The organism is Crenobacter oryzisoli, from assembly GCF_030385785.1.
Classification (GTDB): Bacteria; Pseudomonadota; Gammaproteobacteria; order Burkholderiales; family Chromobacteriaceae; genus Crenobacter_A; species Crenobacter_A oryzisoli.
Window position 1 is genome coordinate 66,010 of sequence record NZ_JAUEDK010000014.1, and the last position, 25,049, is coordinate 91,058.

General features: G+C 62.2%; 27 protein-coding genes. 17 read left to right on the forward strand and 10 right to left on the reverse strand.

Translation table 11 applies throughout. The features are described from left to right. The first annotated feature begins 15 nt into the window (after positions 1-15). From QU481_RS09850 to QU481_RS09865, 4 genes are read left to right on the forward strand one after another with little or no spacing between them, the layout of a single operon-like run. Positions 16-957: an HlyD family secretion protein gene (locus QU481_RS09850; protein ID WP_289829791.1), complete on the forward strand. Its 942-nt coding sequence runs from the start codon at positions 16-18 to the stop codon at positions 955-957. Then, on the forward strand, positions 954-1,919 hold the full coding sequence (locus QU481_RS09855) for an ABC transporter ATP-binding protein (RefSeq protein ID WP_289829792.1): 966 nt from the start codon (positions 954-956) through the stop codon (positions 1,917-1,919). Before QU481_RS09850 ends, QU481_RS09855 begins: the two co-directional genes overlap by 4 nt. Further along, complete coding sequence (locus QU481_RS09860; RefSeq protein WP_289829793.1) at positions 1,916-3,055, forward strand: ABC transporter permease; 1,140 nt, start codon at positions 1,916-1,918, stop codon at positions 3,053-3,055. The genes QU481_RS09855 and QU481_RS09860 overlap by 4 nt, the downstream gene beginning before the upstream one ends. A gap of 16 nt (positions 3,056-3,071) precedes the next feature. Continuing rightward, positions 3,072-4,526, forward strand: a complete 1,455-nt coding sequence (locus QU481_RS09865; RefSeq protein WP_289829794.1) for an efflux transporter outer membrane subunit — start codon at positions 3,072-3,074, stop codon at positions 4,524-4,526. A gap of 95 nt (positions 4,527-4,621) precedes the next feature. Here QU481_RS09865 and QU481_RS09870 read toward each other — a convergent pair whose 3' ends face one another. Further along, complete coding sequence (locus QU481_RS09870; protein WP_289829795.1) at positions 4,622-4,933, reverse strand: DUF3303 family protein; 312 nt, start codon at positions 4,931-4,933, stop codon at positions 4,622-4,624. 256 nt (positions 4,934-5,189) lie between these two features. Here QU481_RS09870 and QU481_RS09875 point away from each other — a divergent pair, with 256 nt between their 5' ends. Beyond that, positions 5,190-5,960 (forward strand): 2-keto-4-pentenoate hydratase, encoded by a 771-nt coding sequence (locus QU481_RS09875; RefSeq protein ID WP_289829796.1) that lies wholly within the window; start codon positions 5,190-5,192, stop codon positions 5,958-5,960. Positions 5,961-6,062: 102 nt separating this feature from the next. Here the strand turns inward: QU481_RS09875 and QU481_RS09880 are convergent, their stop codons facing one another. From QU481_RS09880 to QU481_RS09895, 4 genes are all read right to left on the reverse strand, one after another. Beyond that, positions 6,063-6,482: a type III secretion system chaperone family protein gene (locus QU481_RS09880; protein WP_289829797.1), complete on the reverse strand. Its 420-nt coding sequence runs from the start codon at positions 6,480-6,482 to the stop codon at positions 6,063-6,065. Positions 6,483-6,529: 47 nt separating this feature from the next. Next, positions 6,530-7,207: a hypothetical protein gene (locus QU481_RS09885; protein WP_289829798.1), complete on the reverse strand. Its 678-nt coding sequence runs from the start codon at positions 7,205-7,207 to the stop codon at positions 6,530-6,532. 205 nt (positions 7,208-7,412) lie between these two features. Continuing rightward, positions 7,413-8,207 carry a Cof-type HAD-IIB family hydrolase gene (locus tag QU481_RS09890; protein ID WP_289829799.1) on the reverse strand — a complete coding sequence of 265 codons (795 nt, stop codon included), beginning with the start codon at positions 8,205-8,207 and terminating at the stop codon, positions 7,413-7,415. Positions 8,208-8,231: 24 nt separating this feature from the next. Beyond that, positions 8,232-8,780 carry a cupin domain-containing protein gene (locus tag QU481_RS09895; protein ID WP_289829800.1) on the reverse strand — a complete coding sequence of 183 codons (549 nt, stop codon included), beginning with the start codon at positions 8,778-8,780 and terminating at the stop codon, positions 8,232-8,234. Positions 8,781-9,137: 357 nt separating this feature from the next. Between QU481_RS09895 and QU481_RS09900 the strand changes: the two genes are divergently transcribed. From QU481_RS09900 to QU481_RS09935, 8 genes are all read left to right on the forward strand, one after another. After that, positions 9,138-11,456 carry a PAS domain-containing sensor histidine kinase gene (locus tag QU481_RS09900; protein WP_289829801.1) on the forward strand — a complete coding sequence of 773 codons (2,319 nt, stop codon included), beginning with the start codon at positions 9,138-9,140 and terminating at the stop codon, positions 11,454-11,456. After that, positions 11,450-12,082 (forward strand): response regulator, encoded by a 633-nt coding sequence (locus QU481_RS09905; RefSeq protein ID WP_289829803.1) that lies wholly within the window; start codon positions 11,450-11,452, stop codon positions 12,080-12,082. Before QU481_RS09900 ends, QU481_RS09905 begins: the two co-directional genes overlap by 7 nt. Positions 12,083-12,111: 29 nt before the next feature. Next, on the forward strand, positions 12,112-12,567 hold the full coding sequence (locus QU481_RS09910) for a GNAT family N-acetyltransferase (RefSeq protein ID WP_289829804.1): 456 nt from the start codon (positions 12,112-12,114) through the stop codon (positions 12,565-12,567). A 203-nt stretch (positions 12,568-12,770) separates the two neighbouring features. After that, on the forward strand, positions 12,771-13,880 hold the full coding sequence (locus QU481_RS09915; protein ID WP_289829805.1) for an ABC transporter ATP-binding protein: 1,110 nt from the start codon (positions 12,771-12,773) through the stop codon (positions 13,878-13,880). A 47-nt stretch (positions 13,881-13,927) separates the two neighbouring features. Then, positions 13,928-14,965: an ABC transporter substrate-binding protein gene (locus QU481_RS09920; RefSeq protein WP_289829806.1), complete on the forward strand. Its 1,038-nt coding sequence runs from the start codon at positions 13,928-13,930 to the stop codon at positions 14,963-14,965. 134 nt (positions 14,966-15,099) lie between these two features. Continuing rightward, a complete protein-coding gene (locus QU481_RS09925; protein ID WP_289829807.1) occupies positions 15,100-16,365 on the forward strand; it encodes an ABC transporter permease in 1,266 nt (421 codons plus the stop codon). Positions 16,366-16,379: 14 nt separating this feature from the next. Next, on the forward strand, positions 16,380-17,210 hold the full coding sequence (locus tag QU481_RS09930) for an ABC transporter permease (protein ID WP_289829808.1): 831 nt from the start codon (positions 16,380-16,382) through the stop codon (positions 17,208-17,210). A 262-nt stretch (positions 17,211-17,472) separates the two neighbouring features. Beyond that, complete coding sequence (locus tag QU481_RS09935; RefSeq protein WP_289829809.1) at positions 17,473-17,895, forward strand: pyridoxamine 5'-phosphate oxidase family protein; 423 nt, start codon at positions 17,473-17,475, stop codon at positions 17,893-17,895. A 280-nt stretch (positions 17,896-18,175) separates the two neighbouring features. On the opposite strand, the gene QU481_RS09940 is transcribed toward QU481_RS09935, so the two are convergent. After that, complete coding sequence (locus QU481_RS09940) at positions 18,176-18,661, reverse strand: LexA family protein (RefSeq protein WP_289829810.1); 486 nt, start codon at positions 18,659-18,661, stop codon at positions 18,176-18,178. Positions 18,662-18,938: 277 nt separating this feature from the next. On the opposite strand from QU481_RS09940, the gene QU481_RS09945 reads away from it, so the two are divergent. Next, positions 18,939-19,307 (forward strand): YMGG-like glycine zipper-containing protein, encoded by a 369-nt coding sequence (locus QU481_RS09945; RefSeq protein WP_289829811.1) that lies wholly within the window; start codon positions 18,939-18,941, stop codon positions 19,305-19,307. Between the two features lie 164 nt (positions 19,308-19,471). Here QU481_RS09945 and QU481_RS09950 read toward each other — a convergent pair whose 3' ends face one another. Then, positions 19,472-19,978, reverse strand: a complete 507-nt coding sequence (locus QU481_RS09950; protein ID WP_289829812.1) for a universal stress protein — start codon at positions 19,976-19,978, stop codon at positions 19,472-19,474. Positions 19,979-20,618: 640 nt separating this feature from the next. Next, entirely contained in the window at positions 20,619-20,831 is a 213-nt protein-coding gene (locus QU481_RS09955; RefSeq protein ID WP_289829813.1) for a hypothetical protein, read from the reverse strand. Positions 20,832-21,059: 228 nt separating this feature from the next. Here QU481_RS09955 and QU481_RS09960 point away from each other — a divergent pair, with 228 nt between their 5' ends. Then, positions 21,060-21,287: a transposase gene (locus tag QU481_RS09960; protein ID WP_289829814.1), complete on the forward strand. Its 228-nt coding sequence runs from the start codon at positions 21,060-21,062 to the stop codon at positions 21,285-21,287. Between the two features lie 276 nt (positions 21,288-21,563). On the opposite strand, the gene QU481_RS09965 is transcribed toward QU481_RS09960, so the two are convergent. After that, positions 21,564-22,484, reverse strand: a complete 921-nt coding sequence (locus QU481_RS09965) for a LysR substrate-binding domain-containing protein (RefSeq protein WP_289829815.1) — start codon at positions 22,482-22,484, stop codon at positions 21,564-21,566. 163 nt (positions 22,485-22,647) lie between these two features. Here QU481_RS09965 and QU481_RS09970 point away from each other — a divergent pair, with 163 nt between their 5' ends. Next, on the forward strand, positions 22,648-23,841 hold the full coding sequence (locus QU481_RS09970; protein ID WP_289829816.1) for a M20 aminoacylase family protein: 1,194 nt from the start codon (positions 22,648-22,650) through the stop codon (positions 23,839-23,841). A 124-nt stretch (positions 23,842-23,965) separates the two neighbouring features. Beyond that, the gene (locus QU481_RS09975) at positions 23,966-24,736 is read left to right on the forward strand and encodes an ABC transporter substrate-binding protein (RefSeq protein WP_289829817.1); all 771 of its coding nucleotides are present in this window, start codon (positions 23,966-23,968) and stop codon (positions 24,734-24,736) included. A gap of 84 nt (positions 24,737-24,820) precedes the next feature. On the opposite strand, the gene QU481_RS09980 is transcribed toward QU481_RS09975, so the two are convergent. After that, a partial coding sequence (locus tag QU481_RS09980) for a transposase (protein ID WP_435382733.1) occupies positions 24,821-25,049 on the reverse strand: 229 nt, incomplete at its 5' end.

A 25,049-nucleotide genomic window follows, 5' to 3' on the forward strand; every position in this document is an offset into this window, starting at 1 on the left:
TTACGGAGACTGCCGATGCGTTGTGTGGCTCTCTTACTCATCGCCTTGCTGGCCGGTTGCGGCGAGTCAACGCAGGCGACTTTCCAGGGCTATGTCGAGGGGGAGTTCGTTTACGTCGCGTCGTCGCAAGCGGGTCGGCTCGATAGCCTATTGGTGCAGCGCGGGCAGCAGGTGACGGCGAAGCTGCCACTGTTTGCGCTCGAGTCGGCTAACGAGGCGGCGGCACAGCAGCAGGCGCGGCGTCAGCTCGAGGCGGCCGAGGCGCAGTTGAAGGACCTGCAGACCGGCAAGCGTCCGCCCGAGCTCGACGTGATCCATGCGCAGCTGGCACAGGCGCAAGCACAGGCCCACAAGGCCGCACTACAGTTGGCACGCGACCGTGAGCAATACGCCGTAGGCGGCATCGCACGAGCGCAGCTTGACGATAGCCAGGCCAGCGCCGACTCGAGCGCCGCGCAGGTGCGCGAACTTCAGAGCCAGCTGATCGTCGGCAAGCTGCCCGGACGCGACGAGCAGCTGCGAGCCCAAGCCGCCCAGGTTGCTGCCGCGCGTGCTGCGCTGGCGCAGGCCGATTGGAAACTCGACCAGAAGGCGGTGATGGCGACCCGTTCCGGCAGGGTGTTCGACACAATGTATCGGCCCGGCGAATGGGTGCCGGCCGGCAGCCCGGTGGTCCGGCTGTTGCCGCCGGAAAACATCAAGCTGCGTTTCTTCGTGCCCGAGCCGGTGCTTGGCCGGCTGGCGGTCGGCCAGGCGGTGTCGGTGCGCTGCGACGGCTGCAAGGCGGCGCTGCCGGCCAAGATTACCTATGTCGCGACTGAAGCCGAGTACACGCCGCCGGTGATCTACAGCAACGAGAGCCGCGCCAAGCTGGTCTACCTGATCGAAGCGCACCCGGCGGTGGCCGATGCGCCGACGTTGCATCCTGGCCAGCCGGTGGAGGTAGCACTGCAATGAAGGACTCGGCCAATCTGTCGTACATGATCGACGTGCGCGGCCTCAACAAGCGCTTCGGCGACAAGCATGTGGTGCGCGATCTGAGCCTACAGGTCCAGCGCGGCGAAATCCTTGGCTTCCTCGGCCCGAACGGCAGCGGCAAGACCACGTCGATCCGGATGTTGTGCGGCCTGCTCACCCCCGACTCGGGCTCCGGCAGCTGTCTCGGCTACGATATCCTGAAACAGAGCGACCAGATCAAGCGCAACGTCGGTTACATGACGCAGAAGTTCTCGTATTGGGACGATCTGACCATCCGCGAGAACCTCGACTTCGTCGCGCGCCTGTATGAGATGCCCGACCGCAAGCGGGCGGTGGACGAGGCGCTGGAAGGGTTGAGGCTGACCTCGCGGGCCCAGCAGCTGACCGGCACATTGTCCGGTGGCTGGAAGCAACGCCTTGCGCTGGCCGCCTGCATGCTGCACAAGCCGCGATTGTTGCTGCTCGACGAGCCGACCGCCGGCGTCGACCCGGCCGCACGGCGCGACTTCTGGGAGGAGCTGCACGAGCTGGCCGCACAGGGCATCACCGTGCTGGTCAGCACCCACTACATGGACGAGGCCGAGCGCTGCCACAAGCTCGCCTATATTTCGTACGGCGCGCTGCTGGCACAAGGCACTGCCGCCGAGGTGATCGAAAGCCAGGGGTTGTCGACCTGGGCGATTCATGGCGACGCCGATCGGCTGGTCGAACTGTCGCGTCAACTGCGCGGCCAGCCTGGTGTCGACCTGACCGTGGCGTTCGGCTCGGCGCTGCATGTCAGCGGCCGCGACGGCGCCGCGCTCGAGCGTACACTACGAGCCGTCACTCAAGGGCAGGCGCTAAGGCTGGAAGCGGAGAGGACCGGTCTTGAGCATGTGTTCATCTTTCTGATGCGCGGCTCTGCCGACAACTTCGCCGATACCCTGGGAGCCGGACGATGAGCCGCAACGGGTTTTCGGTGGTGCGCTGGTGGAGCATCGTGCTAAAGGAGTTTCTGCAGCTTCGGCGCGACCGGGTCACTTTCGCGATGATCATCCTCATCCCGTTACTGGAACTGGCGCTGTTCGGCTTTGCGATCAATACCGACCCCAAGCACATGCCGACGGCGATCATCGCCGCCGACCAGAGCGAGTTCACCCGCAGTTATGTCGCAGCGCTGCGCAATTCGGACTATTTCACCATTGTCGGCGAGCTGCCCGACGAGGAGGCGGGTAGGGCGGCGCTGGCGCAGGGGCAGGTGCAGTTCGTCGTCGACATCCCGGTCGACTTCACCCGCCGGCTGCTGCGTGGCGAGAGGCCGGCGCTGTTGGTCGAGGCCGACGCGTCCGATCCGACTGCCACCGGCCTTGCGCTGGCGGCGGTGCAGCAGTTTGCCCAGTCGGTCGCCGACAAGGATCTGATTGGCCCACTCGCGGCTCTAGCGGGCGGCCAACCGGCTTTCGACGTGCAGGTGCACCGGCTTTACAACCCCGAGGGCATCACCCAGTACAACGTGGTACCCGGCCTAATGGGGGTGATTCTGACAATGACGATGGTGATGATGACGGGCCTCGCGATAACACGTGAGCACGAGCGCGGCACGATGGAGAACCTGCTCGCCACGCCGGTGCGCCCGCTGGAGGTGATCAGCGGCAAGATCATCCCCTACATCGCGATCGGCCTGGTGCAGGCGACCATCATTCTGGTGGCATCGCGCTATGTGTTCAATGTACCGTTCGCCGGCAGCGTGGCGGCAGTCTACCTCTCGGCACTACTGTTCATCGCCGCCAATCTGACGGTGGGCATCACGCTATCTTCACTGGCCCAGAACCAGCTGCAAGGTGTGCAGCTGACGTTCTTCTATTTCCTGCCCAACATCCTGTTGTCGGGCTTCATGTTCCCGTTTCAGGGCATGCCTGGCTGGGCGCGGGCGATCGGCAGCGCGTTGCCGCTGACCTATTTCAATCGGCTGATCCGCGGCATCCTGCTCAAGGGCAACGGTTGGGCCGACCTGTGGCCGAGCGTTTGGCCGTTGATATTGTTCACCGTGGTGGTGATGACGGTGGCGGTGAAGTGTTACCGTCGAACCTTGGACTGAAGGGCGAGGGAGCGATATGCGCGTGTCCATATTGCTGGTTTCCGTCGCACTCGCCGGTTGCGCGGCAGGCCCCGATTTTACGCCGCCGGCAGGCCCCGTGACCCATAGCTATTTGCCGGGTGGCCAGCCGGGCGAAACGGTCGCCGCGGGTGGTCCGGGCGGCGTGGCGCAGCACTTCGACACGGCGGCCGACGTGCCGGATCAATGGTGGACGCTGTTCCGCTCGCCGGCCCTCGACCGCCTGGTGCGTGTTGCGCTGGCCGACAGCCCGACGTTGGCCGAAGCGCGCGCCAAGCTCGTCCAGGCACAGCAGGATTACCTCGCCGAGGCCGGTGCGACGCGCTACCCGTCCATCGACGCCGGCTTCGGCGCCTCCCGCCAAAAGATAAACACTGCCGCATTCGGCATTCCCAACGCCCCCAATACCAGTCCGTTTAATCTGTTCAATGCCAGCGTCAACGTTGGCTACACGCTCGATTTGTTCGGTGCCAACCGCCGCGCGCTCGAAGGGCTGCTCGCATTGGTCGACTACCAGCGCTACGAGTTGGAAGCGGCCCGGCTGAGCCTTTCGGCCAACGTGGTGTCCGCCGCGATCCGCCGGGCGGCACTGCGGGAGGAGATCGTCGTCACCCAGTCGCTGTATACCGCGCAGCAGCAACAGTTCGATATCATGGCGGCGCGCTACCGCGCCGGTGGCATCGCCCGGCTCGATCTGCAGAACCAGCAGAGCCTGCTTGCACAAACCGCCGCGCAGCTGCCGCCGCTGCAGAAGCAGCTGGCGCTGGCCGACCACCAACTGGTGGTCTACCTCGGCAAGCCGCCGGCCGAGGTCGAGCTGCCCGAGCTCGACCTCGCCAGTCTGCAGCTGCCAGCCGAGCTACCGCTGACCCTGCCATCAAGCCTGGCGAGGCAGCGCCCCGACATCCGAGCTGCCGAGGCGCTATGGCACCAGGCAAGCGCAGACGTCGGCGTTGCTACCGCCAACCTCTATCCCAAGCTCACGCTCAGTGGCAGCTTCGGTTCGGAGCGTACCCGCTCTGGTGACGTCGGCAATGGTGTCAACGTCTGGAGCCTAGGGCTCAACCTGATGCAGCCGATCTTCCACGGTGGCGAGCTGCAGGCCAAACGCCGTTCGGCCCTGGCAGCGTACGACGCTTCGGCGGCTGCCTATCAGCAAGTGGTATTGCAGGGACTACAGCAGGTCGCCGACGCGCTCGGTGCGCTCGATCACGACGCGCGCACCCTGCAGGCCCGCGCCAACGCAGCCGATCAGGCCGACGCCAGTTACCGGATCAGCCAGCAGCAGTATCGTGCCGGTGGCATCAGTCAACTGGCGCTGCTCGATGCACAGCGCCAGCAATTGCAGACCCGGCTCGACCGGGTCCAGGCCGAAGCTGATCGCTATACCGACAGCACTGCGCTGCTGCAGGCGCTCGGTGGTGGCTGGTGGGGACGGTCGACGCCGCCGTAAGCGAAGGAGGCTCTAAAGCCCAGCCCCTGCCATCCTGCACGGGGGAGGGCTTTGCCGTTTTCGGACAAGGTGTCGATATGGTTAATGGTTAGAAGTCAGCCGTATTTCTTGACGACCGCCTCAATGGAACTGCCAGCCTTGACCAGATCCTCGAGCACCATCACCGGGTGGAACTCGATGTTGGTATGTAGCGCGAGGAACCAGGGCTCGGCAATCGCGGGCATTTGCGAGGCATCGGTCATCTCGAGGAACAGGAAGGCGGTTCGCTGGCCGTTGTCGTCGGTGAAATAGGCGGCTTCGGGTTTCAAGTCGTCAAGGATGGCCTGGATGGTTGAACCAAGCTTGCCGGTCTTGGCCAGGGCGTTGCCAGCGCCGACCGGGATGTTCACTTTGACTAGAAATCGCATAGATCACCTCCGTAAGAGACAACGGATGGGTACCGATCCAGCTGTCTTGGGAGCCATTGGCCCGAGGTGGGGGGCATGCTGCTCGTCGGCACTGCCGATACCCGGGCAGCCCGTTGCAGTGTTCTATAGCCAATCGTGAAGGGGTCGACAAGCTGGGTGGAAGCGACGGCGGTTAAACCAGTCGCGAGCGAGCTGGCTTGCGCTATCGGCCGCAAAGGCGTAAATGAAGCAGTCCGGAAAAACACAGGGAGCCACCATGACCGACCGAGCCGATGCCGTTAGTGCCGCCGCGCAAATTCTCGCGGCACGCCGCCTGCGAGGGGAGCAGGGCCCGCTCTTGCCGGACGCTTGCCGCCCGGGTGATCTCGACATGGCGCTGGCGATCCAGAAAGCCGTCACCGTTCGACTCGGCGCGGGCATTGCCGGCTGGAAGTGCGGGCTGCCGGCGCCCGATCGCCTCGTTGCCGCGCCGATCTATACCGATACCGTTTGTTTGGACAGCCCATGCTCCGTGTGGGCACGTGCAGGTAGGGTGCGGGTCGAGCCAGAGCTAGCCTTCGTTTTCGGGAGCGACCTGCCGCCACGTCAAGAGCCGTACACGCCGGCCGAGGTCGATGCGGCCATCGTCCGTACGCACCTGGCACTGGAGTTGATCGACAGCCGCTACGGCGATGCGGCCGGCGCCGGTTTCGCCGACATGCTCGCCGACAACCTGGTCAACCAGGGCCTGTATCTCGGTCCCGAAGTGGATGCGGAGCAGGCGAGGGAGGCGAGCGATATCGTGCTGCGGCTGGACTCTGCATCGCTGTCGCAGCACTACGAGGGCCGCCACCCCAATTGTCACCCACGTGCGCCGCTGTATTGGCTGGTCGAGTTTCTTCGCGGCCGCGGGCAAGGCATTGTCGCCGGCCAGGTCGTGATTACCGGGTCCTATGCGGGGGTGATCGAGTTGCCGGTGGCGGAGGAGGTGTCGATCCGCTTTGGCGAGCTGGGCACGCTGACGGTCAGCTTCTCGGCAAGGCAATAAAGCCGTCACGCGGGGGCGAACTGGCTATTGGCCATCGATTCGGGCAGCAAATAAAACGCCACCGCTAGGGTGGCGTCGCGTCGGCATGGGGCAGGCAGCGCCTTACTGGATCAAGCGAGCTTCGTCGCAGGCGGCAATTGCCGCCGGCACCGCGACGCAGAACAACTGCAGTGACTCCACGATCAACTCGGCGGACACGCCGCCCTCGAAGGGCAGATAGAAGTCGGCCGAAATCGCTTCCTCATCGACTAGGGCGAAGCGCGCGAAGATGTATTCGCGGTTCATACGGTTCAGCAATTCCAGTTTGTCGAGGCGCGGTGCGTTCTCGTCGATGCCATAGTAGGCGACGTAGCGAATCTGCCGGTTGGCTTCGTTCAGGTGGACGAAGGCTTTGAGTTCGCCCGGGTAGACGGCCAAATCACCGTCTTCGTCGAGTTCGGCGCGGATCGCCGCTTGCTGGAACAAGGCGCGCAGGCGCTCGAGCGTGATGTCGGCGTCGTGCAGGAGGGCAGCTTGAATCATGGAGTTCGTCGTCTCTAAAGGGGAGGGGATAGACCTGCGGCTGACGCTCAGCGGCAGATCTTGTCCTTGGCACAGGTCGTCAACAGCTGCATCAGGCGTTTCTTGCAGACCAGCTGATTGGCCTTCGCGTAATACAGCGCCGACTTGTCGGCCGAACCGCCGGTGGCGATGAGCTTCTGCTGCTTGGCGATCACCTGGCCGTCGTGGTCGATGCACTCTTTCTTCTGCTGGATTTCCCGGTCGAACCCGCGTTTCAGCGCCTGGCTCGTCAGGTTGTCCGGGTCGAAGCTGCCCTGATATTTCTTGATGAAGGCCGTGCCGTCCTCGGGGGTCTGGATTGCGTCAAAATCGGCCTGGTATTGGGCCTTCTTCGCCGCTTCGTCGTCTTGCTGCCGTTTCTTTTCGACCAGCTGTTGGCGGCGCTGCTCTTGGGCCCGGCGCTCGTCCTCGCGTTGCTTGGCGGCCAGGCTTTTCAGTCTGCTCAGCTGCGAAATCTGGTTCTCAGACAGCGGCTTGCCGCCCTGTACGTCGGCCAGCAGCCTCATCGAGGCTCGGTAGTCGCCGTCGGACATCTTGCCGGCCTGTCGGGAATGATCAAGCGTGGTGGCGATGCGCTGAGATTCATCAGCACTCAGCCTGGGGTAGCTGCTGCTGGAGTGGAATACGGTGGGAAGCGCGGTGCAGCCTGCCAGCAGCGCCACAACGATCAAATAACCAAATTTCATTGTTTGCTTATCTACATGCCTCATGGCTTGGCATCTTAGCGCAGCCCGGCACCAAAAGCAGGGAAATGTGGTTGGTCGAAAGGCTGTTTGGTGTAGGGGGCGAGGCTTTGGCATCGCCCTTCAATAATGTGAGCCGCTGACAAACCTTGTTACTGACGGTACCCGCCGAATGCCGGCCTGGGGTGATGGTGATCGGGGATGAGCGTCAGATCAGTGCCAGCGCCTTGCGGATCTGGTGCGCCACGCCGGCCTCGTCATGGTGGCCGGCCTCGGGCACCCTGGGCAGCAGGGCGGTCAGCCGGGGGTTGGCATTCGTCATCCGGAATGGATGGCCGACCACCTGCAGCATCTCGGCATCGTTCAGCCCGTCGCCGAAGGCGGCACACTGCGCAAGATCAATGCCTCGCCGCGCCAACAGGCTGGACAGCGCCTGGCCTTTGTTGATGCCGGCCGCCATCACTTCCAGATAGTCCGGTTGCGAATAGGTCACCGCCACCTGCTCACCAAGGCGCTGCCGGATGTTCGCCTCGATCTCGGCCAGCCGCGCGGGACGGCCGGTGTATAGCACCTTGGCCACACCTTCGCCGCTATGCTGCGACAGGTCCGCTTGCCGCTCTCCCAGCTCGGGCTCACCTTCTCTGAGTTCGTAACCCTCGTGCACGCAACTCAAGCGCCGGTCGTCCAGGTATAGGCTCATTAGTGAGCCGCGCGCCAACTCGGGCTGGATCAGCGTGCGGACATGGTCGGCGGCAAGGTTCTCGGCGAACAGCAAGGTGCCGTCGCTGTCATGCACCCGGGCGCCATTGGTGGTGATCAGGCTGATCGGCACGCCCAGATCGGCGGTCAGCCGTCGCACATCTCGGACATGGCGGCCGGTGGCGATGATCAGTTCGATGCCGCGTGTGGCGGCGGCACGCAGTGTCTCGGCGGTGAAGGTGGTGATGGTCTCTCCGGCATCCAGTAGGGTGCCGTCGAGGTCGGTGGCGATTGCTGCGTACATGAAGAATTCGTTATGGCAGGGTGGTCAGAAGTTGGCCGGCGTGTTGGCGCTGATGATCTCCGCCTCTTCCTGCCCGATGTTGCGGAACTTGTGCGGAAGGGTGCTCGGAAAGTAATAACCTTCACCGGCCGTCAACACACTGACATTGCCGTCGACGGTGAGTTCAATTGTGCCGCGCACCACCACACCGCATTCTTCGCCTTCCTTGTGGACGATCAATTCCTTGCCAGTGTCGGCGCCCGGCGCGTACAGCTCGCGCAGCATGCGCATCTGGCGTCGCGGCGCCGAGGCGCCGACCAAGAGCAGCTTCAGGCCGTCGCGGCCCAAGTCCGGTTGTTGTTCGGAGCGGAAGATGTAGGGGTCTTCCTGCGGCGGGTCGCCGAAGGTCAGAAATTCGGTCAGCGACATCGGGAAACCCTGCAGCAGCTTCAGCAAGGAGCTGATCGACGGGCTGACACGGTTCTGTTCAATGAGGGAAATGGTCGCGTTAGCCATCCCCGCCCGCTTGGCCAGCTCACGCTGCGACAGCGAGTAATGTTCGCGCACCTGCTTGACGCGGCTTCCAATGTCCATTTTGCAGGGGATCTCCGAGGGTTGACGACGCACCGAGTGCGGAAGCTGCTCATTTTTTTCGACGACTTCCGCATCAAGTCTCGCAGTATACTTGGCGCAGACGGGTCAATCGATGGCCGCTGTGCATTTTTTTTGACGATAGTTTACTGTCGAGAGACTGGCCAAGCCCAAAACGGAGCTGCTGAATTGCCCCCTCCCCACGCAGAAGGTGTTTTTGTCGGCAGAAATGCCTGGTGCAACGGTGCATCGGTTGCACAGACGGTGGCCCGATGCCGTCCGCTGTTTAGACGCTGGCCCGACTTGTTCCTCGCGCTGGTATTGCTATTTAGCCTGGTCAACGCGGCACAGGCTGTCACTTTGACACCCTCGGAGCGTGGCTGGCTCGACAGGCATGGTCCGCTGCGCGTCGGCGTGGTGCTGCAGGCTCCCTTGGCTCAGCTCGACACGCGGACCCACCGCTACTACGGTGCCGATGTCGAGATGATGGGGCTGCTGGCAGCGCAGCTGCACACTTCGCTCACTTGGCAGACCTATCCCGACCTCGCTGCGCTGACGGCCGCTGCCGATGCAGGCCAGGTCGACCTGGCTCCGGGCATGGTGCAGACCCCCGCCAGCCTGAAGCGTTGGCTGTTCTCCGACCCCTATCTGCGCATCCCCAGCAAGTTGGTGGGGCGTGAGGAGCAAGGCACTTCGGTCGAGCTCGACCAGCTGCCGCTTTACGAGCGCATCGCAGTGCGCAGCCCCAGCGCAGTGGCAAAGTTCCTGGCCGGCAATTACCCGGTGCTGCAGCGCGAGCCAGTCGCTTCTGAGCGCGCTGCGTTGCAGCAGCTGCTCGCCGACAAGGTCGACTACGCCGTGGTCGATGAAGCCCAGCTGAACCTGTTGATGCGCGAACCGGAGTTCGCCCGGTTGGTCGTGGTGGGGGAGACCGGTTACACCCGGCTGCTGCGGATCGCCACCCGACAGAACGAGCCGGAGCTGGCCCGCTTGGTCGACCGTGTCTTACTTGCCATCCCCGGCAGGCAGCTCAACCAGCTCTACGAGCGCTGGGTGTTGCCGGTCTATCCACATCTGACCGATACCCTCACTTTCTGGCGCCGACTGGCGCTGCTCTTGTGCCTGCTGACGCTGGCGGCGGTCGGGGCATGGCTCTGGAATGTGCGCCAGCGCCACTTCGTCGAGCAGCGGCTGGCGTTGGTCCGTCAGGACTTGGAGCGACGCGAGGCGGTGGAGGCCGCACTCAGGCTGACCCAGTTCTCTGTAGACCTGAGCACCGTCGGCATCCTGTGGGTGAACTGGGATAGCCGGGTGCGCTACGCCAACCAGGCTGCGCTGAGCATGCTCGGCTACCCGGCTGATCAGCTGGTCGGCCAGCTGTTGTCGCGCATCGAGCCCAATCTCGACATGGATCGCTGGATGGCGCTATGGAGCAAGGTGCGGTCCGAGAAGCTGGCGAGCTTCGAGACGTCCTGCCTGCGCGGCGATGGGCGCTGGCTGCCGGTGGATGCGTCGCTGAGCTTTCTGCGCTTTCGCGACAGTGAATATCTGGTGGTGTTTCTCACCGACGTCACCGAAAAACGCCAGGCGCACGCCGCGCTGGAAGAGAGCGAGGCGCGGTTGCAGGGCATCGCCGCCAATGTGCCGGGACTGGTGTTCCGTCTGGAGCGGAGTGCAGCCAATCAGTCGGCGCAGCTCGCCTTCCTCAGCGAGGCAAGCCAAGCGCTGGTCGGCTACGAGGCGGCCAGCCTACTGGCCGAGCCAGATGGCTTGCAGACGCTGGTGCATCCGGAGGATCTCCCCGTCTATCTCTCCAGTCGCGAAACCGCGTTGGCAAGCGATGCCAATTGGCATTGGCAGGGGCGCATCCTCACTCGGGACGGCGGGCTGCGCTGGGGCGATCTGAAGGCCAAGGCGCGCCGTTTCGACGACGGGCGCACCGTGTGGGACGGCATCCTGTGGGATATGACGGTCAACAAGGAAAACGAACTCAGGCTGGCCGAGTCGCGAGCGATGCTGCGCGACCTGTCTGCCCACTTGGAGTCGGTGCGTGAAGAGGAGAAGGCGCGCATCGCTCGTGAGGTACACGACGAGCTGGGCCAGGTGTTGACGGTGCTGAAGCTTGAGGTCTCGATGTGCGAACTCAGCTACGCCAAGCTTGATGTGGGCCTGGCCGAACGGCTGGAGAGCATGAAGAAGCTGATCGCACAGACGTTCTCCATCGTGCGCGACGTCGCCACCGCCCTGCGCCCACCGATTCTCGACGCCGGCATCGGCTCGGCGATCGAGTGGCAGGCACGCCGTTTCGAGTCGCGCACTCAGATACCGTGCCTGGTCGAGGTGCCGGAGCGGCCGATCCAGCTGTCCGACGCCAAGGCGATCGGGCTGTTCCGGGTGCTGCAAGAGGCGCTGACCAATGTGATGCGCCATGCCGAGGCGCACACCGTCGAGCTACGGCTGACAGTGGCCGAACAGCAGCTGCAGCTGGAGATCGCCGACGACGGCAAGGGCTTCGACGTAAATCCGGGACGGCCGCGCAGCTCCTACGGGCTGATCGGTATCCGCGAGCGGCTGTCGATGTTCGGCGGCCGGCTCGATATTCACAGTGCGCCGGGCGAGGGCTGCACGCTCGTCGTCACGGTGCCGCTAGACGAAGGAGAGGGGGAGAGATCATGGTGATACGGGTGGTTGTGGCGGAAGATCACACCATCGTGCGCGAGGGCATCAAGCAGCTGATCGGGCTGGCGAGCGACCTGACGGTGGCCGGCGAGGCCAACAACGGTGCCTGCGTGTTCGACGTGCTGCGGCGTACTGAATGCGACGTGCTGCTCTTGGACATCTCGATGCCGGGCTTGAGCGGGCTGGAGGTGATCCCGCGCATCCGTAGCTTGGACAAGCCGCCGGCCATCCTGGTGTTGTCGATGCATGATGAGGCGCAGATGGCTGCGCGGGCGCTGAAGGCCGGCGCAGCCGGCTACGCCACCAAGGACAGCGATCCGGCACTGCTGTTGACCGCGATCCGCAAGGTCGCCGCCGGCGGGCGCTACATCGACCCGGCGTTGGCCGACCGCATGGTGTTCGAAGTGGGACTGAGCGACTCTCGCCCCGCGCACGCGCTGCTGTCCGAGCGTGAATTCCAGGTGTTCGAGCGGCTGGTGCATGGCGCCAACGTGAACGAAATCGCCAACCAACTCTCGATCAGCGCCAAGACGGTCAGCACCCACAAGGTACGGCTGATGCAGAAGCTGGGTGCCCATTCGGTGGCGGAACTGGTGCGTTACGCGATTGAACACCAGTTGATGTGATCGCTTTATTCGACGACGAGGAGCGAGGCATGACTTCACACCTTCCGCTGCGCATCGACGCCGTGCGGCCCGCAGACCACACTGCCTGGCTCGTCTTGTGGCGTGCCTATCAGGTGTTCTATCAGGTCGACATCCCGGAATCGACCAGCGCCGTGACCTGGCAGCGGCTGCTCGACCCATCCGAGCCGGTTTACGGCGCGCTTGCCTGGCAGGGCGACGAAGCGGTCGGCCTGGTGCACTGGGTGTTCCATCGCACCAGCTGGAGCATTGGGGACGACTGCTATCTGCAGGACTTGTTTGTTCAGCCCGAGCAACGCGGTGGTGGCGTAGGGCGAGCGCTGATCGAGCATGTCTACGAACAGGCCGACGAGGCCGGCTGCGCGTCGGTGCATTGGCTGACGCACGAGACCAATCACACGGCCCAGCAGCTATACAACCGCATCGCCGAGCGCTCCGGGTTCATTCAGTATTGCCAGCCGCTCTAAGTGCTTGATCCGGGGGGGTTCGACCAACCTTGCTCGCTGGCCGAACCTCATCATCTCCTCCGCAAGAAATGATGGGGTCTTGTAGGAATCGCCCTACAAGCGCCTACCTGAAACGCTGACAGCAAAATCCGCCGGCTGCCGATGGGCACGTTATCGGGCGGTGCTTAACATGCCTGTCATGCCGCGTTCACACAGGTGCCATCATGTCTGAGTCCTCTTCCGAAGTACTGGTTCGCTTCCGTAATGTGCAGAAAAGTTACGACGGCGAAAACCTGATCGTTAAAGATCTGAACCTGGACATTCGCAAGGGCGAATTCCTCACCCTGCTTGGGCCATCCGGTTCCGGTAAGACCACCAGCTTGATGATGCTGGCCGGCTTCGAGACGCCGACTTCGGGCGTGATCGAGCTGGCAGGCCGCTCGATCAACAACGTGCCGCCGCACAAGCGCAACATCGGCATGGTGTTCCAGAACTACGCGCTGTTCCCGCACATGACCGTTGCCGAGAACCTGGCCTTCCCGCTGACGGTGCGCGGCATGACCAAGACCGACATCCAGGACCGGGTCAAGCGTGCGCTTGCCATGGTGCAACTGGACAAGCTCGCCGGCCGCTATCCGGGCCAGATGTCCGGCGGTCAGCAGCAGCGGGTGGCGCTGGCGCGGGCACTGGTGTTTGAGCCGCAGCTGGTGCTGATGGACGAACCGCTCGGCGCGCTCGACAAGCAGTTGCGCGAGCACATGCAGATGGAAATCAAGCATCTGCACCAGCGCCTGGGCGTCACCGTGGTGTACGTGACCCACGACCAGGGCGAGGCGCTGACCATGTCCAATCGGGTCGCTGTATTCCATCAGGGCGAGATCCAGCAGATCGACGCGCCGGCCACCCTCTACGAGCATCCGCGCAACACCTTCGTCGCCAACTTCATCGGCGAGAACAACCGGCTGGCGGGCCGTCTGGTCAGCCGCGACGGCGAGCGCTGCGTGGTGCAACTGGAACGCGGCGAGCAGGTACGCGCGCTGGCGGTCAACGTCGGTGAGCCGGGCAGCCCGGTGTCGCTGTCGGTGCGCCCGGAGCGGATCAGCCTGAACGGCTACAGCGAGCACTGTGATAACCGCTTCTCCGGCCGCGTGCAGGAATTCATCTATCTGGGCGACCACGTGCGGGTACGCCTGGAGGTGTGCGGCAAGTCGGACTTCTACGTGAAGCAGCCGATCGCCGAACTTGATCACAAGCTCTCGGTGGGCGACGTCGTGCCGCTGGGTTGGCAAGTGGAACACGTGCGTGCCCTCGACCCGATCGAGCAAGCCGCATAAGAGCAAGCACCACCCATCACTACAAAGTAGAAAGTAAGGAGAAGAGGATGTCCAAAAGCGTGAAACTGGCCGTTGCGGCCGCCGTGGGCCTGGCTTTCGTCGGTCAGGCTATGGCCAAAGACCTTACCGTGATCTCGTTCGGCGGCGCCAACAAGGATGCCCAGACCAAGGCCTTCTACGGCCCGTTCAAGAAGGCCAGCGGGATCAATGTCGTGGGTGGCGAGTACAACGGCGAAATGGCCAAGGTAAAGGCAATGGTCGACACCAAGAGTGTGTCCTGGGACGTGCTCGAGGTGGAATCGCCGGAGCTGGCGCGCGGCTGCGACGAAGGTCTGTTCGAAAAGCTCGACTACACCAAGATTGGCAACAAGGCCGACTTTGTGCCCGGCGCGGCACAGCAGTGTGGTGTTGGCATCTTCGTCTGGTCGACCGCCCTGGCGTACAACGCCGACAAGCTGAAGACTGCACCGACCAGCTGGAAGGATTTCTGGGATGTGAAGAAATTCCCGGGCAAGCGCGGCCTGCGCAAGGGTGCCAAGTACACGCTGGAAATCGCGCTGATGGCCGACGGCGTAGCACCGAAGGACGTCTACAAGGTGTTGGCTACCCCGGCCGGCGTCGATCGCGCGTTCAAGAAGCTCGACCAGCTCAAGCCGAACATCCAGTGGTGGGAAGCCGGCGCCCAGCCGCCGCAGTATTTGGCCTCGGGTGATGTGGTAATGAGCTCGGCCTATAACGGCCGCATCGCCACCGCGCAGAAGGACGGCAAGAACCTGAAGGTGGTCTGGAACGGCGGCATGTACGACTTCGACTCCTGGGCGATTCCGAAGGGCTCGCCGAACAAGGATGCAGCCTACAAGTTCATCGCCTTCGCCAGCAAGCCGGAGAACCAGAAGGTTTATTCACAGAACATCGCCTACGGACCGTCCAACAAGTTGGCCGTGCCGATGATCGACAAGAAGGTGATGGCCGAGCTGCCGACTGCGCCGCAGAACATGAAGGACGCGGTCAAGGTCGACGTCAACTTCTGGGCCGACTACGGCGAGAGCCTGGAGCAGCGCTTCAACGCTTGGGCATCCAAGTAATCGAGTAAGGCGGATTCCCCACCAGGGGCAGTCCGCCGGTTTTTAACTGTTGTTCGGCCAACCTCGATTGGCGGAGTGCCCCACGGGCATCCGCCCTCCGAGACCGGCCCGCCTTTTCTTACCCGGAGTCAAGCATGATGGCCTCGTCCGCACCCATGCCGGATCACCAGCTCACCACGCAGGACGGTGTGCCACTGAAGACCAAGCTGGCCCGTGCCGAGCGCATGAACAAGATGAAGTCGCTGGCGCTGGTGCTCCCGCTGGCCTTGTTCCTGCTGCTGACCTTTATCGTCCCGATCGGCTCGCTGCTGTTCCGCAGCGTCGACAACCCCGAGGTGGTCGCCTCGCTGCCGCATACGATCAAGGCGATTTCCAGCTGGGATGGCAAATCGCTGCCGCCCGAGCCGGTCTATCGCGCCTTTGCGGCCGACCTCGTTAAGGCGCACGAAGACCAGACGCTCGGCGATCTGGGCAAACGCCTGAACATGGAAGTCGCCGGCTACCGCAGCCTGCTTGGCAAAACCGCCCGGGCGCTGCCTTTTGATCCGGCGCCGGCCTCGTATAAGGATGCGCTCGTCAAGCTCGACGAACGCTGGGGCGACCCGGCCTATTGGCAGGCGATCCGCCGCAACTCCACGAACCATACGCCGTTCTACCTGCTCGCAGCACTCGACCATCGCATCGATGAGGTGGGCGAGGTCGCCAAGGCCACGCCGGACCAGGCGATCTACCTCGACGTGTTCGCGCGCACCTTCTGGATGAGTGCGATAGTGACGGTGATCTGTCTGCTACTCGCGTATCCGCTCGCCTATCTTCTGGCCAACCTGCCGACGCGCAAGAGCAATCTCTTGATGATCATGGTGCTGCTGCCGTTCTGGACCTCCGTCCTGGTGCGCGTCGCTGCCTGGATCGTACTGCTGCAGTCGGGCGGCCTGATCAACAGCGCGCTGATGGCGCTCGGCATCACCGACCACCCGCTGCAACTGGTGTTCAACCGCACCGGCGTCTACATCGCCATGGTGCACATCCTGATGCCGTTCATGATCCTGCCGATCTACAGCGTGATGAAGGGTATCTCGCCGACCTATCTGCGCGCTGCGGTGTCGCTGGGCAGCCATCCGTTCGGCGCATTCTGGAAAGTGTACTTCCCGCAGACTGTCGCCGGGGTCGGGGCAGGGGGCCTCTTGGTGTTCATCCTGTCGATCGGCTACTACATCACGCCGGCACTGCTGGGTAGCCCGAATGACCAGATGGTCAGCTACTTTGTCGCCTTCTACACCAACACCACCATCAACTGGGGCATGGCCACTGCACTGGGCGGCTTGTTGCTGGCGGCAACGCTGGTGCTCTACATGGTCTACAGCTGGCTGGTCGGCGCTAGCCGCCTGCGTCTGGGTTAAGCGGGAGAATCGCAATGCAGAATCCGTACATGTCACCAATCGAGAAGGCCTGGTTTTACCTGCACCGCACGCTGAGTGGCCTGACGTTGTTGTTTCTGGTGCTACCGGTGCTGGTGATCATTCCTTTGTCGTTCAACGAGAGCTCCTTCCTGGTCTACCCGCTCACCGGCTTCTCGATGCGCTGGTACCACGACTTCTTCACGTCGGCCGAATGGATGCGCTCGCTGAAGAACAGCCTGATCGTCGCCCCGTCCGCCACCGTGCTGGCCATGGTGTTCGGCACGCTGGCGGCGGTAGGGCTGACCCGCACCGAGTTCCGCGGCAAGGCGCTGCTGATGAGCTTGCTGATCTCGCCGATGGTGGTGCCGGTGGTAATCGTCGGTGTGGCCGGCTACCTGTTCTTCGCGCCGCTGGGCATGGACGCGAGCTACTTCACGCTGATCCTGATGCACGCGGCGCTGGGTGTGCCGTTCGTGGTGATCACCGTTACCGCCACGCTGCAGGGCTTCAACCATAACCTGGTCCGAGCAGCCGCGAGCCTGGGGGCTTCGCCGCTCCGCAGCTTCTTCAAGGTGACGCTGCCGCTGATCGCCCCAGGTGTGATCTCGGGTGCGCTGTTCGCGTTCGGCACTTCGTTCGACGAGGTGGTGGTGACCATCTTCATCGCCGGCCCCGAACAGGCTACCCTGCCGCGTGCGATGTTCAGCGGCATCCGCGAGAACCTGAGCCCGACCATCGCCGCAGCCGCGACGTTGCTGATCGCGTTCTCGGTCGTGATGCTGCTGACGTTGGAATGGCTGCGCGGCAGAGGTGAACGCTTGCGTACCTCGCCAGCAAAGGCGTAAGTAAACACGGGAGAACGGGCCGCCGGCAGCTGAGCGCTGTCGGCGGCCCGTTTGTTATTTCCTGGTGCCTCACGCTGTGGAGTCTTACTAACCTTTCAGCTTGTAGCGTCATTTTGACCAGCTTTACAACGTGTACAAAATCAGCATGTTACAAAACACTGGAAGTGACATTACTAGTGAAAACCTTAGTATATGGAGCAGGCTGCACAACAGCGCCGTGCTGGCGGCTCTAACATTAAGGGGGAGCATGAGGGATTCGCCCATGACTACACAGGAACTCTACGAGTTCATCGACCGGCACGACCATGCCGTACTGGCGTCGGTGACACCGCTCCATACCCCGGAAGCCGCGTTGGTGGGTATCGCAGTCACGCCCGAGCTGGAGCTGGTCTTCGATGCCAGCAAGAACTCGCGCAAATACCCGAACATCCGCCAGAACGACCAGGTAGCCCTTGTCATCGGTTGGGCAAACGAGACTACCGTGCAATACGAAGGCGAAGTGTGGGAGCCGTCCGCCGAAATGGTCGGGCGCTATAAGGACGTGTATTTCGCCAAATTTCCCAATGGCCGCAAGCGGGAGAGCTGGCCGGATATCGCCTATCTGGTCGTGACGCCCAGGTGGATACGCTACAGCGACTTCAACCACGACCCGGCGCAGATCGTCGAGCTAAGGCTGGGCAAGTAGGGCAACAATCGGAAATCGAGGCAACCACGCGGATGTGGTGTTCGACACCCCGAAGCCAGAGCAGTCGCACGAAAGAGAATGTGTTTGTGACCTGTAACAAGCCAGTAACAACGACCGGCTAGGATGCCGGCATCCACTCAGGATGACTCCCGCGGGGCTGAGTCTGATATGCCCTGCACCAGAATTGCCGCCCCGCGCTACTGCGCGGGGCTTTTCATTTGGCGTATCGTCGTGGTGCTCTTCGCAGAGCCAGAGCCCTCTGGGCGGTTCTGCCGCTGTATCAGAACTTCTTCACGCAGCCCGACACCACACCCCAGATCGCGAAGTCCTGCCCATAGCGCGGCACGATCACGGGGTAGGCAGGGTTCTCGGCATGCAGCGCGATTTGCCCGCTAGTGCGATGCAGGCGCCTCACGGTGAAGTCGCCATCCAGCGCCGCGACAACGATATCGCCGTGCACCGGGACGCGGCTGGTGTCAGTCACCAACAGGTCCCCCTCATAGAGGCCGGCTCCCACCATGGCATCGCCTTCGACCAGTACCATGAAGGTAGCCAAGCCATCTTCTACCAGGTAGGTATTCAGGTCGATTGGCGTGTAGGCATAGTCGCCCACCGGTGAAGGGGGGCCAGCGCGCACGCCCTCCGCGTAGAGGGGCACGCTGGCCGGCGTTGCATCGTCCGCTGGCAGCAGAATGCGGCCGGGAAAGCGTTCGGCCAACTCGGCCGGGCTAGGGGTATCGATGCCGGCTCTGGTTTTTCGCCGCATCGAGAGATCGATGACCACTCTTGCGTCGATTTCGGCAGGGTGAGTAAGGGCAGCGTTCCCATTGTCCCGACGGGGCGCATGATGGGTAGGCACGATTGTGGGGAGGGGGCGCTTGCTCATGGCGTTGCTCTCGTCGTTTTGTTATTTTTGATTATTGCATCTATTAATCTAAAAGACGAGCAGCGGTCGTGCGCAACATTCGCTAACACTTGCCAACAGACGTTAACAGTCGTTCTGCGTATGCTGGAATCGTCAAGAAACCCAAAAGGCAACCACCATGAAAGCTCGCTTACTTCTCCCCGCAATTCTTGTACTCGGCCTGAGCGGTCTTGCCAACGCAGGCGGTTCGACCCTGATCGGTGGCGCATTGGGCGGCGCAGCCGGTGCCGCCATCGGTGAATCGATCGGCGGGCGAGACGGCGCCATCCTGGGCAGTGCGCTGGGCGGTGGCGTGGGCGCCGCGATCGGCCACGACTACGGCCGCGAACAGGCTGCCGACTACGGATACCGCCCAGTCGGCTACTATCACGGCGATGACCATCGTCGCTGGGAAGAACGTCGCTGGCATGAACGCCGCTGGGATGAGCATCACTGGCATGATCGCCGTTGGGATGACCATCGCGAGCATGATCGTCGCTGGGATTGAGTGCAGCCATCAGACCATTCATGACGAACAGACACACGCCGCAGCCCGGTTGATCTCGGGTTGCGGCGCTTTTCGTCCGGTACTGTCCTACGATGCGCGTGAGGACGAGCCTGTGGAAGGCTTATTTCCGGCTGCCGGGCATTGGCTGGCAAGCGTGCAGCGGCTCATTCAGGGTGGGGGCCGCGCACCAGTAAAACCGGGACCTTGCAATGCCGGACCAAGTTCTCAGCTACGCTTCCTAACACTACTCGCTGAAGCCCGGTTCTTCCATGCGTTCCCAGTACGATGACATCCGCAGCCCATTCTTCCGCCGCTTTCAGGATCGCGGCAGGAACATCCGGATGGGATTGTTCGAATTGAAGCAATTGAGTATCGGCCGTCACGCCAGCCTCGGCCAATTTCAACCTTGTGCTCTCGAGAATGCTTTCTCCCGCCTCAACGGCCTGGATGTTCTCCTGCACTCCAAGCTCCTTCGATGGGCTGGTGGGGCGCTCCAGTGACTCCCGGGCAATCAACACGGAAGTCGGGGAAATTTCCACCGTGGAAGGTGTTCCGACTACGGTGACCACTCTGACCGTCGAGCCGTAACCCGCCAAATTGACTACCGACTGCTGAGCGTGTTCAGAAGTCGGGCTACCGTCAGTGGCAAACAAAATACGCGTGAACATCATCGGCCTCCTCTTGCACGCGAACCAGCACCAATCCCGCTTTTCGTTGTCGCGTACCTCCAGCATAGAAGACGGCATCGCTCATCGACTTGACTTGGCCCAAGCTTCGTCGACCGCTGACAGGTCTATTTTAAGAATCCTCTAAGCTTCGCTTCCCATCTTGAAAGTGTCGATATCTTTTAAGAAGGGGGCAACGATGAGGACCAAAGTGTTGCTTGCTGCGATGGTGTGTGCGGGGATCGTCGGTGGCGGAACGGTTGCGGCGCTCGACCGCTGGAGCGCGCTGCCCGCCGAGGCAGCCACTCTGCAAAGTCAGCCACAGCGGCCGGCATCCAGGAGGGGATGTTGTGGTGGCGATCAACGGCCAGCCGGAAACCTAGCCCGAGCAGCTGGCTAGCGTGGTCAAGCCTGGTGGCAGGACGGTCGCACTGCTGGAGTTGCGCGACGATATGCGCGTATTCATCCCGGAGCAAAGGCGCTTTGTCACGGGGTCCGTGTGGGAGTCGCAGTATTTCTTGGGGCGGGCTCATTCCCAAGGTGTCGCGCGAGAACACGAGAGAACAAGTCAGGCTGTGATGCCATTGCCATCACCCAAACAAAAACGGCCCACATTTATATAGGCCGTCTTTCATAATCGAAAATTTTACTGGATGACCGCCAGTTGGCGCTTCGGCAGCCAGTCGGCACCGCCGCGCGGCCAGGCTACGAGAACACCGCGGGACTTGTCGTAGGCAACCACGGTGCCATCAAATTTCTCAACATGGCCAAATGGCGCATAGTTCACGCGGAATCCAGGCTGAACGTGATCATTTTTGCTATGGAGGAGGGAGAGCAGGCTGGAGACGATGTATTTCATTTTTCAATCCAAAATGTTTGTTAATTTCTAAACCACTGTCGTAAGTGTAACGATGTGTTGTGCGTCGCAACATAAAAATTGCGACAATTTCGTTCGTATGTGAGTTTTCGGTGTTTATTTTGGAACATGTCATAGACATGCCGGCCCGCCGGGTAATGATGGGTCGCAGGACGGTATGGCGAGGGATGGGCCGGCGCGGATGAGGGTAAGCCCGGGGTGGATCGACGCTTGCTCAATGATGAGCAATGGGCTCGCATTGCTGACTTATTGCCCGGCAAACCCACTGACAAGGGCGACCGTGTCCCGGATAACCGCCTGTTCGTCGAGGCGGTTCTGTGGATTGCGCGCACCGGCTGCCCTTGGCGCGATCTGCCGCGAGAATTCGGCAACTGGCATTCAGCGTATGTCCGCTTCGCCGGCTGGGAAACCTATGGCGTGTGGTGGGTGGATGGCTGAAGCGCTGCATGGCGATGCAGGCCTGGAAGAGCTGCTCATCGACTCGACTGTCGTCCGGGCTCACCAGCACGTGTCCGGTTCCGGCGAATCTGGCCAGTTGTGCCGCTAGTCTCTCTTCAGTTGCGCTCTCTAGAGCTGGTCCTGGCCAGAGGAAGCATTAGTAGTACAGGGCTGAGCAGGGACCCGTAGGCGCGCTCTATCTAGGTGAGACGTGGCGCGATGATGTTGCTGCTGCCGTGACGCTCGGCAGCCTGCTTGCCGGGCAGGCAGGCGAAATCATGCAGTAACGTCGCATTTCGAAGCCCTGCGCCTTTCGACTACTTCTTGTAAGCATTCCACGAAACGTCGGGCAACTGGAGTGAGTAGCGCATCCTTGCGCATGATGACACTCATCTCCAGCGCCGGCAGCGGCTGTTCCAGCGGAATCTGCTGCAGCCCGAAACCGGCAATGCTCTCTGCCAGCAACCGCGAGAACGGCACCAGGGTATCCGTGCGAGCCGTCAGGCCCAGCGCGATGGCGAATGACGAGCACTGGATGATCCGGCGTGGCAGCGGCAGGCCTGCGTGTTCGAACATCGCCTCCATCACGCTGTGCTGGAATCCGCCCGCGGGGACGGTGCTTAACCATTGCGCTTCGGCCAAGTCGGCGAGCTGGCGTGCCCCGGACAGCGGGTGACCTGCACGCGCCATCACCACGAAATCCGTAGAGAACAAGGGCATGCTTGTCAGGTCGTCACCCAGCATGTCGGGCAGTACATGCGAGACGACAAAGTCTATCGAGCCATCACGCAGATGCTGGACCGCGAGCGGAAACTTGACCTCCAGAAACGCCAGTTCCGCGTCTGGGGCCTGCTGCTGGAAAAGCTCCAGAGCCTCGGGCAGCAGGGTCAATGAGATCGTCGAAGTTGCGCTGACGGTGACCTTGCCGCGCATTTCGCCTTTTATCTGGTCCAGCTCTTCGCGTGCGCGCCGCACGTCTTCAAGTATCTGGTGAGCACGCGTTTTCAGTGCGGTGCCGTACTCGGTGAGCTCGATGCCCTGCGCACTGCGAGTCATCAGGACGACCCCCAGCTCGCTTTCCAGTTCTTGCACCGAACGCGTGACGGCGGGCTGGGTCAGGTCGAGTTGCCGAGCGGCGGCCCGTAGGCTCTTTTCCTTGGCGACGGTCACGAACACCTGCAACTGCTGCAATTTCATGGGCATCTAGAGATAAATAAATATAATCACTATCAAAAAAATTACATCTTTTCAGCGCACTCGGCAATCTTTATCGTGGGCCCGAATGAGTGATGCGCCGCTCCGGCGACATCGCCAGCCACTCACTTCCCGTCCGCGGGAAGCACTCAGAGGAGCCCGCGATATGGACACCGCAAAACGCTATTGTGAAGTCGCCGACTTGGCCCGTTCGGCCGAGGAGCTGTGCACGCTACGCCACCACCTCCACCAACACCCCGAGCTGGCGTACGAGGAGCTCGAGACGGCCGCGTTGGTCGCGCAAAAGCTGGAACAGTGGGGCTATCAGGTCACCACCGGGGTCGGGCAAACCGGCGTGGTCGGCTCGCTAACCGTGGGCGAGGGGACGCGCAGCATCGGCATCCGTGCCGATATGGATGCTTTGCCGATCCACGAACAAACCGGCCTGCCGTATGCCAGCCGGCGTCACGGCAAGATGCATGCATGTGGCCACGATGGTCATACCACCATGCTGTTGGGGGCCGCTAAATACTTGGCCGAAACGCGTCATTTCTCCGGCACCGTGCATCTCTACTTTCAGCCGGCCGAGGAGCACGGCATCAAGAGCGGCGCACTGTCGATGATCAAGGACGGCCTGTTCGAACGCTTTCCATGCGATGCCGTGTTCGGGCTGCACAACCATCCGGGTGCGCCAGCGGGCAAGTTCCTGTTCCGCCGCGGGCCGCTCCAGGCTGCCGGCGATAACGTCTACATCACCATCAAGGGCAACGGTGGCCACGCGGCACGCCCCCACCTGACGGTCGACCCGGTGGTGGTGGCCTCAAGCATCGTGATGGGGCTGCAAACCATCGTGGCTCGCAATGTCGATCCGACGCAGCCGGCCGTGGTGACGGTCGGTGTGCTGCAGGCCGGCACCGCCAACAACGTCATTCCGGGCAACGCCCGACTCGAATTGAGCGTGCGCTCGTTCAGCCCCGAGATGCGCGCGCTGCTCAAAGAGCGCATCACCGGGCTGGTGCACCAACAGGCCGCCAGCTACGGCGCCGAGGCCGAAATCGACTACTGCATGGGCTACCCCGTGGTGATCAACAGCGACCGCGAAACCGCGTTTGCGGTCGAGGTGGCGAAAGAACTGGTGGGGGCCAACAATGTGGAGCCACATACCGACCTGCTGATGGGCAGCGAAGACTTCGCCTACCTGTTGCAGGCCCGCCCGGGCTGCTTTCTTCGCATCGGCAACGGCGACGGCGAGGACGGCTGCATGGTGCACAACCCCGCTTACGACTTTAACGACCGCAACCTGCCGATCGGCGCCGCCTATTGGGCGCGCCTCGTCGAGCGTTTTCTGGCGCAGCCCTAGAAGCGGTCATACCGATCACATCGAAATCTCGATGTGGCTCCAACGCCTGCCTGTACAGCGACAACAATACCCAGGTAGGCCCCTTCAATGCGTTGCTTTATCTGACTTGTCTACGGAGATTTACATGAAGAAGCTTGCCCTTTCTGCGGTTCTATTACTGGCCGCCAGTGGTGCTTATGCCAAGGAGTGGAGTGTTATTCGTTTCGGCGTCGATCCCAGTTACGCGCCGTTCGAGTCGAAAGCCCCCGACGGTAAGCTGGTGGGATTCGATATCGACATCGGCAACGCCATTTGTTCCCAGCTCAAGGCCAAATGCGAATGGGTGGAGAATGCTTGGGATGGCATCATCCCGGGGCTGAAGGCCAGGAAATTCGACGGCATTCTCTCTTCGATGAGCGTGACGGATAAGCGCCTGCAGCAGATCGCCTTCTCCAATAAGATCTACCATACCCCAACCCGCCTGGTGGCCAAGAAGGGCTCGGGCTTGCTGGCCACTAGCGAATCGCTCAGAGGCCGACGTGTTGGTGTCGAGCAGGGCTCGACCCAAGAGGCCTATGCAAAGACCAACTGGGAGCCTAAAGGCGTCTCCGTGGTGTCGTATCAGAACCAGGATCTGGTCTATCAGGATCTGCAGGCTGGGCGCTTGGACGCCGCCCTGCAGGATGCGGTGCAGGCGGACCTAAGCTTCCTGAAAACCAAGCCGGGTCGCGATTACGCCTTTGCCGGCGCGGTGCTGCAAGACACGAAAACGCTGGGGGTCGGCGCCGCCATCGGCCTGCGCAAGGACGATGTCGAGCTGAAGCAGGCGATCAACAACGCCCTGGCTGAAATCCACAAGAACGGCACCTACGACAAGATCCAGAAGAAGTATTTTTCTTTCGATATCAACGGCTGATTGTCAGCCAATACGTGAATATCGGGTTGCGTGAAGGGCGGTGAGTTGAAGAGTGGGCGGCCTCAATAACCAAGTGCAACAGGGTTAATGTTTCTCTGCTTGTCGCGATTCAATCACGGCATCCAGATGTTCGGCAAACACCTCGATCGGCATCTTGAATTTCAACACTGCACGTGGGCGTGTGTTCAGCCGGTGCGCGATAGCATCCAGCTCTTCCTGGCTGTGCACGGACAGGTCTGTCCCTTTGGGCAAATATTCCCGGATCAGGCCGTTGGCGTTCTCGTTGCTACCCCGCTGCCACGGGCTGTGTGGG

What these genes read in the sequence shown, in the direction of transcription:
- QU481_RS09850 (WP_289829791.1), top strand. Translation starts at nt 16, where the DNA reads ATGCGTTGTGTGGCTCTCTTACTCATCGCCTTGCTGGCCGGTTGCGGC.
- QU481_RS09855 (WP_289829792.1), top strand. Translation starts at nt 954, where the DNA reads ATGAAGGACTCGGCCAATCTGTCGTACATGATCGACGTGCGCGGCCTC.
- QU481_RS09860 (WP_289829793.1), top strand. Translation starts at nt 1,916, where the DNA reads ATGAGCCGCAACGGGTTTTCGGTGGTGCGCTGGTGGAGCATCGTGCTA.
- QU481_RS09865 (WP_289829794.1), top strand. Translation starts at nt 3,072, where the DNA reads ATGCGCGTGTCCATATTGCTGGTTTCCGTCGCACTCGCCGGTTGCGCG.
- QU481_RS09870 (WP_289829795.1), bottom strand. Translation starts at nt 4,933, where the DNA reads ATGCGATTTCTAGTCAAAGTGAACATCCCGGTCGGCGCTGGCAACGCC.
- QU481_RS09875 (WP_289829796.1), top strand. Translation starts at nt 5,190, where the DNA reads ATGACCGACCGAGCCGATGCCGTTAGTGCCGCCGCGCAAATTCTCGCG.
- QU481_RS09880 (WP_289829797.1), bottom strand. Translation starts at nt 6,482, where the DNA reads ATGATTCAAGCTGCCCTCCTGCACGACGCCGACATCACGCTCGAGCGC.
- QU481_RS09885 (WP_289829798.1), bottom strand. Translation starts at nt 7,207, where the DNA reads ATGAAATTTGGTTATTTGATCGTTGTGGCGCTGCTGGCAGGCTGCACC.
- QU481_RS09890 (WP_289829799.1), bottom strand. Translation starts at nt 8,207, where the DNA reads ATGTACGCAGCAATCGCCACCGACCTCGACGGCACCCTACTGGATGCC.
- QU481_RS09895 (WP_289829800.1), bottom strand. Translation starts at nt 8,780, where the DNA reads ATGGACATTGGAAGCCGCGTCAAGCAGGTGCGCGAACATTACTCGCTG.
- QU481_RS09905 (WP_289829803.1), top strand. Translation starts at nt 11,450, where the DNA reads ATGGTGATACGGGTGGTTGTGGCGGAAGATCACACCATCGTGCGCGAG.
- QU481_RS09910 (WP_289829804.1), top strand. Translation starts at nt 12,112, where the DNA reads ATGACTTCACACCTTCCGCTGCGCATCGACGCCGTGCGGCCCGCAGAC.
- QU481_RS09915 (WP_289829805.1), top strand. Translation starts at nt 12,771, where the DNA reads ATGTCTGAGTCCTCTTCCGAAGTACTGGTTCGCTTCCGTAATGTGCAG.
- QU481_RS09920 (WP_289829806.1), top strand. Translation starts at nt 13,928, where the DNA reads ATGTCCAAAAGCGTGAAACTGGCCGTTGCGGCCGCCGTGGGCCTGGCT.
- QU481_RS09925 (WP_289829807.1), top strand. Translation starts at nt 15,100, where the DNA reads ATGATGGCCTCGTCCGCACCCATGCCGGATCACCAGCTCACCACGCAG.
- QU481_RS09930 (WP_289829808.1), top strand. Translation starts at nt 16,380, where the DNA reads ATGCAGAATCCGTACATGTCACCAATCGAGAAGGCCTGGTTTTACCTG.
- QU481_RS09935 (WP_289829809.1), top strand. Translation starts at nt 17,473, where the DNA reads ATGACTACACAGGAACTCTACGAGTTCATCGACCGGCACGACCATGCC.
- QU481_RS09940 (WP_289829810.1), bottom strand. Translation starts at nt 18,661, where the DNA reads ATGCGGCGAAAAACCAGAGCCGGCATCGATACCCCTAGCCCGGCCGAG.
- QU481_RS09945 (WP_289829811.1), top strand. Translation starts at nt 18,939, where the DNA reads ATGAAAGCTCGCTTACTTCTCCCCGCAATTCTTGTACTCGGCCTGAGC.
- QU481_RS09950 (WP_289829812.1), bottom strand. Translation starts at nt 19,978, where the DNA reads ATGATGTTCACGCGTATTTTGTTTGCCACTGACGGTAGCCCGACTTCT.
- QU481_RS09955 (WP_289829813.1), bottom strand. Translation starts at nt 20,831, where the DNA reads ATGAAATACATCGTCTCCAGCCTGCTCTCCCTCCTCCATAGCAAAAAT.
- QU481_RS09965 (WP_289829815.1), bottom strand. Translation starts at nt 22,484, where the DNA reads ATGAAATTGCAGCAGTTGCAGGTGTTCGTGACCGTCGCCAAGGAAAAG.
- QU481_RS09970 (WP_289829816.1), top strand. Translation starts at nt 22,648, where the DNA reads ATGGACACCGCAAAACGCTATTGTGAAGTCGCCGACTTGGCCCGTTCG.
- QU481_RS09975 (WP_289829817.1), top strand. Translation starts at nt 23,966, where the DNA reads ATGAAGAAGCTTGCCCTTTCTGCGGTTCTATTACTGGCCGCCAGTGGT.